This is a genomic window from Syntrophobacterales bacterium (assembly GCA_019429105.1).
Taxonomy (GTDB): Bacteria; Desulfobacterota; Syntrophia; order Syntrophales; family UBA5619; genus DYTH01.
Map to the genome: position 1 here is coordinate 1 of JAHYJE010000072.1, position 6,453 is coordinate 6,453.

Below are 6,453 nucleotides of genomic sequence, written 5' to 3' on the forward strand. Positions count from 1 at the left end.
TATTACCTCTTTGTGAAAAGCCTTATCAAGGCAGAACGGCGCTCACGCAGCCTCTGGGCGCTCCCTTGAAACTGTGACGCCCCTGTGCACGCCCGGTCGCTTCTGAGGGGCGATTTTCCAGGATCGGTTGTGTTTCCGGACAAGGTGCAAGCAGGATAGTAAAAGTCGTGCCGACACCCACCTTGCTTTTCACCTCTATCTTGCTTCCGTGATCTTCTATGATGCCGTAGGCAGTGCTTAATCCTAACCCCGTTCCCTTGCCGATATCTTTTGTCGTAAAAAACGGGTCAAAAATCCGGGTAAGGTTTTCTTCCGGAATACCGTCTCCTGTATCCGTGAATTCGACAGTTATGTTCTTGCTGTCCCCGTTAAAAGAGGTTGAAATAGTTAAGGTTCCGTTACCATGCATGGCTTCTGCGGCATTGACAATAATGTTCATGAAGACCTGTTTAAGCTGTCCGGCGTTGCCAAGCGCAAAGGGGAGTGAAGAACCAAGTTTCTTGATGATCTGAACATTCTGAAAAAAGGCCTGGTTTTCCAGGAAGAACAACCCCTCGGTAATTGCACGGTTTATATCTACCGGCTCCATGTTCGGTTCGCTCTGGCGGGCAAACTCCAGCAAGCTCTTCACTATCTCTTTGCAGCGCCCCGCCTCCTGTACGATGCGGGCCAGGTCCTGCCGTTTCGGGTCATCCTCTGCAAGATCTTCCATCATCAGACTGGAATAAATAAGGATCCCGCCAAGTGGATTATTGATTTCATGGGCAATGCCGGCGGCAAGTTTACCGAGTGAGGCAAGCTTTTCCGAACTGATCAGTTGCAGATGCGTTTCCTCAAACTTGCGTTCCATATCCAGACGAGGCCTTAGATCGGTAAATATACCCACGCTGGCAATTTCTTTACCCGTGCTGTCATAAATAAGCGACGCCGAAAGCTGAAAGGGAATCTCTTCGCCGTTTTTACTGACCAGATTGAGTTGAGAGGGATTAAACTTTCCGATACCTCCGTTGTCCGGGCTGCGGAGCTGCCTCATGATATCCCGGGCTACGCCTTCGGAATACAGTTCGGTGATGTGGACTTTACCGATGACTTCTTCTGCTGTATACCCGGTGAGGTTCTCCGCCCCCTGATTAAATATGAAAATATTTCCCTTCATGTCGGCGGCGATGATTCCATCCACCGAACTGGAAATCAAATTCCTGAAAAATTCATTGGCCTCCCGGAGTTCATTTCCGATTCTTTTCTCGTCGGTAATATCGCGAACATAGGCATAGGCCCTGTCGGCGCCATCGGAAGGCGGTGCAAGGGCTATACAGATTTCTGTGTTCCTGATCTCGCCGGAGGCGGTTGGAAGCTGAATCTGCATACAGGTTTTTTCACCGTACATCTCGGGATGTGAAAATATGCCTTCAAGAAGAGCCCGGCTTTCGTTGCCGAGGAGATCGGTAATTGTCATTTCCAGTATCCGGAAGTCTTCATAGCCGGTGATCTGCGAGATTGTCCGGTTTGCATACTCTATCCCCAGGCGGTCATTGAAGACCAGTATTCCATCATTTGCCAATTCAACAATGGACTGCAACATCTTCAACTCCACATGGGGGGTTGAAAAACTTTCTACGCCGTTATTCTATTCAACTTTCGGACGCGGCAACAGGCCGGCCATTTCCGTAATCTTGCCTATCATGTGCTCCCATTCGATGGCCATGATGTGGACCCCGTGAACACCCTCGATCTCTTTCACTTCCTGAATCTGCTCTATGCAAATCTTGATGCCCTCGTCGGAGCCTTTGGCGGCTTTGGCCATGCGGTCGATAAGGGCGTCCGGGATGGTGATCCCCGCCACGTTCTTGGCCATGTACCGCGCCATACCCGCCGATTTCAGAGGGGTGATGCCTGCCATGATATGGATTTTTTCATGGACGCCCAAGTCCCTGATCATCTTCATCCACTCCTTGAAGCGTTCCATATCGTAGATGCACTGGGTCTGGATGAAATCGACACCGGCTGCAGCCTTTTTGGCCGTTCGCAGCGCCCTGAATTCGAAGGGATCTGCGAAGGGATTGGCCGCTCCACCGATAAACATATCGATGTCGCCTTCAATCTTTTCCTCTCCGCCCATCAGGGTTTTCTCGTCGCGCATCGTTTTTACCATGTTGATCAGCTGTATGGAATCCAGATCATGGACGTTCTTTGCATTGACCTGGTTGCCGAAGGTATGATGATCGCCGGTGAGGCAGATGATATTCTTGATGCCGAGCGCGGTCGCACCGAACAGGTCGCTCTGCATGGCGATCCGGTTCCGGTCGCGGGTAACCATCTGCATGATCGGCTCGATTCCCATCTGCACGGCAATGGCGCTGGTGGCGATGCTGGACATGCGCACAATGGCCGTCTGGTTGTCCGTAACGTTGACTGCATCGACATAACCGCGCAGGAAGTCCACCTTGCGCTTTATGACACTGACGTCATTTCCCTTGGGAGGTCCCAGTTCGGAGGTGACGGCAAAATGTCCATTCACGAATACCTTCTCTAAATTGCTGCCCGATTTCATACCTTGAGATCCTCCCTTACAATCCTTCTCGGTCCGCTATCCCTTGACTGCACGCCCCACTGTTTGGCAGGAATGATTTCCGTAAGCCGGTGTAGTTGACCCAGGGCCTTGGAGCGGTCGAAGATCAGTTGCCAGGCGCAATCGGTCTCGCGCTTGATTTCACATTTACCGTTCGATGAACCGCCGCAGGGACCGTTCAACAGTTGCTTGGCGCAGCGGGCAATCGGGCAAATGCCGGCCGTTTTTTCCAGGATGCAGTCGCCGCAAGCCTGGCAGCGTTCTTCCCAGACTCCGTGCGCCACGGTTTCTCCCATAAATAAGGTGTTGACCCCCGGGAAAATCTGTGTCGCGGGAAAATTGCGGGCAAGCGTCTGCACGCCGACGCCGCAGGAAACGGACAGAACCGCCTGGACCTGACCGACCGTATCCGCCAGCTCCTGGGCAAATTCCGGTTCGCATTGCCGGGCAGGCGTAGATTCGATAATCTCCAAAGGCTTCCCAATTTTTTGCCTGGCCATTCTGAGGGCGGACGCCAGCAGGGCGCCGTCTTTTTCGCCACCGGCATGACATACCGTCACACAGGCGCCGCATCCTGAAAGCAGAATTTTATTGTACGGGGCCAGGTATTCCAGTATCTCTTCAAAAGGTTTCTGTTCGGCTTTAATCATCTTGTGGTCACTCCTCAATACGAAAATGAGAGAAAACGGTCACGCTACTTTACCAAGGTTCGGGCCCAACGGTCGCAATTGATCCGCCTTCTGCAAAAGAAACTCCGAAAATTTTACGCCGCTGTTTGTCGCCACGTGGAAAATTTCCAGACGTTCCTGCTCCAGACCGATTTTTGTCATGATCTGCTTCGCATAGCCGACACGGCTTTTGAGCCGCACGTTGCCCTGCAGGTACTTGCAATTCTCTTCATAACAGGCAAAAACCACAACGCCATCTGCGCCGCTTTCCAGGGCCTTCAGCAAATAAAGAGTCTCGATGCGGCCGGAACAAGGTACGGGAACGAGCTCCAGATTGTCGGGCATTTTCAATTTCAATGTCTTAGCCATTTCCGCGGCGGGAAACCCCGACTGCTCGCAGCAGAAGGCAACAATTTTAGGTTCGAAGGTTGACATGGTCTCTCCCTGAATCAATATCCCGCTTTTCCCAGCCATTCCTACGCAGGAACGGAGCAAAGTTTTACTGGTACAACGTTATGGCCCTGGCCGGACACTCGGCCACACACATGCCGCAGCCAAAACATGCCGCGGGGTCAACCCGGGCCGCCCCCCAAAGGGTATCGCCGTTCTTTTCAGCCGGTGCGGCATATACATTTCGGTCCCCATACCGTTCCACGCCGATGGCGGCATGGGGACAAAGCCGCACGCAGGTATAGCACACAGCGCATTTTTGTGTATCGACCTCGGCAACGGGATTTACCGGGGTATATACCCCCCCGTGCAGAAGGGCCTTCACCTCTTGGACGACTGCATGTGCCTCACTCAGAGATTCCGTAATCACTTGGGGAAAGCGGCAGGCCCCGGCCAGAAAAATACCGCGCCTGTTGGACATGACTCTCAGGAACTGGGGATTGTCCTCCATCAGCGCACCGCCCGCGCCGGCACGAAGCTTCATAACGCGACAGAGCTCCTGAGTCTCCGGATCGGCGGCAAAGGCTGCCCCGATAACAGCCAGGTCGGACGGAAGGGAGACGGTCTCTCGCTCCTCCTTGCGCAGGACGGTCATATCCGGAATTTCAACGCTGATCCCGTCGCCTGAGTGAGATAACACAGGCGGCTCGTCGTACTTGAAAAAAAGCACCCCTTTTTCCCGTGCCTGACGATACAGGAGTTCCATGCCGGAGACGGATACTTTCAGATCCTTGGCGACGACGGCAACCTGACAGCCTTTTTTCTGCAGGATGACGGCCTGCTTGATCGCATTGACCGTATCGATCTTTATATCATCGTTGGTCAGATCAAGAATGAAGGTCACCGTCTTCACCGGCTGACCTTTCCAGGCAAGAGGCAAGTCGCGACTTTCGGCAAGAAGTTTCTCCATTTCGGAAAATCCGATACATCTGCTTCCGTCGCTCATCGCCTCAGCCGGCCGGGTGACGCAGCCCGTCGCCACAACCACCGCGGATGGCGACAGGGTTCTTTCCGTACCGTCGCTCATGTTTACGATCGCCTGAAAGCGGCCCAGCTGACCGTCGAGGCGTTTCAATTTCGCCCCTTTCAGGATGGTGATGTTCCCCTCACCTTCCAGAGCCGAGATCAAGTCTCCCATCCATTTCCGGCCGTCGGCAGGCCGGTCGTAAAAGAAGTGCAAAGCTCCGGCGCCGCCGCCCAGCGTTTCCCCCTTCTCTGCAATAACGACCTGCACCCCTTCCCGGGCCAGTTCCCCGGCAACGGTCATGCCCACGATTCCCCCGCCCATGATAAGCACTTCCGGTTTCAGGTTGATGGGCGCCGGAGCAGTGGTTTTGCTTTCGTAAACCGTCTGATACATTGATTACCTGCCTTGGAAAAAATTGTGAACGGAGGCGGCCGTCGATTTTGCATGCGTTATCGACCGGTCAATGTCTTTGGGTCCAGTGCAGGCGCCGGTAACGAAAATTCCTTTCCCGGGCGCCGGGCCGGCCAGAAAACCTTCCTCGTTCAGACCAAGACCGAGAAGGTTCGCCAGGGGTTTCGCCTCTTTGTTCAGGACCATCCCGACGGAAAGCACCACCATGTCGAAGGGTTCCTCCACGACCTCGCCCCGCTCCGTGTCCGCCAATCGAACCCGGAGATCCTCTGTAACCGGAGAATGATAAACCCTGGAGGGAAGGGATCGGATAAAACGAATCCCTTTATCCTCCCGACAAGCATTCAGAAAATCATGAAAGGATGCACCGGCCGGTTGGATGTCCATATACAGGAATGTGGCGTTGACCTCGGGATATTTATGCCTGATTGCCCGGATGAGACGGAGGGCATAGGCGCAGCAGACCTGAGAACAGTACCGATTCCCTATCGACTCGTCACGGCTTCCCACACATTGGATAAATGCGATATTTTGCGGCACTTTGCCGTCGGAAGGACGGCAGATCTTCCCCTGAAAACGAAGCATTTCTTCCAGGTCACGCGCCGTAACGACATTCTTGATAACGCCGTATCCGTATTCTCCCTTTCCGGAAGCATCGAAGGGGTCGATCCCGGCGGCGACGACAATGGCTGACGCTGCAAGTTCCGACACCTTTCCGGCCTTCGTGAGGGAAATCTTATAGTTCCCCGGACCTCCCGCCACACCGGTAATCTCGGTGCCGGTTAATTGGGAAATTTGCGATTGCTCGTTTATTTCTTTCAGCTTCTTGTCTGCAACACAGGCGAAGCACTTGTTACATGCCTCCGATGCCTTGCAGCAGAAGCGGGCGGCAAGCCCGCCCAGGGACGCCTCTTTTTCTATGAGCGTCACCGACACTCCGAGACGATTAAGTTCCAACGCGCATACGATACCGGAGATACCACCACCGATAATGAGTACCGAATGATTATTGCCATCAGTCATTTTAGATGTTGTCTCCCTCGCCCTCTAAAAAAATAAGGGATGCGGCTTTACAGTTACAGCCGGGAATCAGAGTAATAAAGATATTACCTCTTTAATATTACCCAGTTAGATCAAAGCCTGCTTCTTGTCGGCGAGACTATATGAAAACGGTGCTTGTATGTCAAGATAATTATCTCTAAATTATCTCTAAAAATAACTTCAATTTTGCCTTGACAAGCGCTTAAGCTTTATTGTAGCAACTCAGCCAGTGTGTCCTCGTGGACATGTTTTCGTCCCGCAGGCATTACGGCAAACATGACTATTGCTCCCTGCTCTTGGGGGAGGCAGTATAAAAACGCAATCCATCCACCCCAATGAGGAATCCG

The 6,453-nt window shown here is 53.1% G+C and carries 6 protein-coding genes; all 6 read right to left on the reverse strand.

Annotation, left to right across the window (positions count from 1 at the left end):
• Positions 1 to 25 precede the first annotated feature (25 nt).
• Positions 26 to 1,582: a PAS domain S-box protein gene (locus tag K0B01_14355; GenBank protein ID MBW6487323.1), complete on the reverse strand. Its 1,557-nt coding sequence runs from the start codon at positions 1,580 to 1,582 to the stop codon at positions 26 to 28.
• A 45-nt stretch (positions 1,583 to 1,627) separates the two neighbouring features.
• Entirely contained in the window at positions 1,628 to 2,551 is a 924-nt protein-coding gene (locus K0B01_14360) for a methylenetetrahydrofolate reductase (protein MBW6487324.1), read from the reverse strand.
• On the reverse strand, positions 2,548 to 3,219 hold the full coding sequence (locus K0B01_14365) for a methylenetetrahydrofolate reductase C-terminal domain-containing protein (protein MBW6487325.1): 672 nt from the start codon (positions 3,217 to 3,219) through the stop codon (positions 2,548 to 2,550). Before K0B01_14365 ends, K0B01_14360 begins: the two co-directional genes overlap by 4 nt.
• A gap of 39 nt (positions 3,220 to 3,258) precedes the next feature.
• The gene (locus K0B01_14370; GenBank protein ID MBW6487326.1) at positions 3,259 to 3,672 is read right to left on the reverse strand and encodes a hydrogenase iron-sulfur subunit; all 414 of its coding nucleotides are present in this window, start codon (positions 3,670 to 3,672) and stop codon (positions 3,259 to 3,261) included.
• 64 nt (positions 3,673 to 3,736) lie between these two features.
• Positions 3,737 to 5,047, reverse strand: a complete 1,311-nt coding sequence (locus tag K0B01_14375) for a 4Fe-4S binding protein (GenBank protein ID MBW6487327.1) — start codon at positions 5,045 to 5,047, stop codon at positions 3,737 to 3,739.
• Between the two features lie 3 nt (positions 5,048 to 5,050).
• Positions 5,051 to 6,088 carry an FAD-dependent oxidoreductase gene (locus K0B01_14380; protein MBW6487328.1) on the reverse strand — a complete coding sequence of 346 codons (1,038 nt, stop codon included), beginning with the start codon at positions 6,086 to 6,088 and terminating at the stop codon, positions 5,051 to 5,053.
• Positions 6,089 to 6,453 lie beyond the last annotated feature (365 nt).

What these genes read in the sequence shown, in the direction of transcription:
- K0B01_14355 (MBW6487323.1), bottom strand. Translation starts at nt 1,582, where the DNA reads ATGTTGCAGTCCATTGTTGAATTGGCAAATGATGGAATACTGGTCTTC.
- K0B01_14360 (MBW6487324.1), bottom strand. Translation starts at nt 2,551, where the DNA reads ATGAAATCGGGCAGCAATTTAGAGAAGGTATTCGTGAATGGACATTTT.
- K0B01_14365 (MBW6487325.1), bottom strand. Translation starts at nt 3,219, where the DNA reads ATGATTAAAGCCGAACAGAAACCTTTTGAAGAGATACTGGAATACCTG.
- K0B01_14370 (MBW6487326.1), bottom strand. Translation starts at nt 3,672, where the DNA reads ATGTCAACCTTCGAACCTAAAATTGTTGCCTTCTGCTGCGAGCAGTCG.
- K0B01_14375 (MBW6487327.1), bottom strand. Translation starts at nt 5,047, where the DNA reads ATGTATCAGACGGTTTACGAAAGCAAAACCACTGCTCCGGCGCCCATC.
- K0B01_14380 (MBW6487328.1), bottom strand. Translation starts at nt 6,088, where the DNA reads ATGACTGATGGCAATAATCATTCGGTACTCATTATCGGTGGTGGTATC.